General features: G+C 43.5%; 1 protein-coding gene. It reads left to right on the top strand.

Annotation, left to right across the window (positions count from 1 at the left end; translation table 11 throughout):
- Positions 1-41: 41 nt before the first annotated feature.
- On the top strand, positions 42-503 hold a 462-nt coding region (locus tag R7F64_RS24475), incomplete at its 3' end, for a thiol:disulfide interchange protein DsbA/DsbL (protein ID WP_318072232.1).

Below are 503 nucleotides of genomic sequence, written 5' to 3'. Positions count from 1 at the left end.
AACCGATAAACTACCGTAAATTTCTCATTCAGAGCGTTGTTATGTTTAAAACTATCTCAAAAGGCGTCGCTTTATTTGCCGCTATTGCGGCTCTGTCAGCATGTGACAGCGGCAATAGTCAGCCACAACAAGGTAAGCAATACGAAGTGTTGCCTGTTTCTCTTCAAGAATACAATCTAGCGCCACTAACCGAAGCTTTTGCCCTAACTTGCGGCCATTGTCGTTCAATGGAAGAGTTTGTCCCTCAAATTGAATCGCTAACAGAGCAAAAAGTTGAAAAGATGCACGTGACTTTCAATGAAAGTGCTCAGATCAGTGCAATTATCTTCTACACTGCTGTTATGCAGCTCGACGCAACACCAGATAAAGCATTCATGGCTGATTTATTTGCAGCGGTTCAAATGGGCGCAGATGCAACAGCAGAAGAGCGTCAACAAGCGGTAGAGAAAGCTTTTGAATCTCGTAACTTGATCAGCCCATACCATCTTGATGAAGCTCAACAG

The organism is Vibrio sp. Vb1980 (assembly GCF_033338615.1).
Taxonomy (GTDB): Bacteria; Pseudomonadota; Gammaproteobacteria; order Enterobacterales; family Vibrionaceae; genus Vibrio; species Vibrio alginolyticus.
Note: the sequence above shows the minus strand (reverse complement) of the source record. Positions and strands in the feature narration are given on the sequence as shown.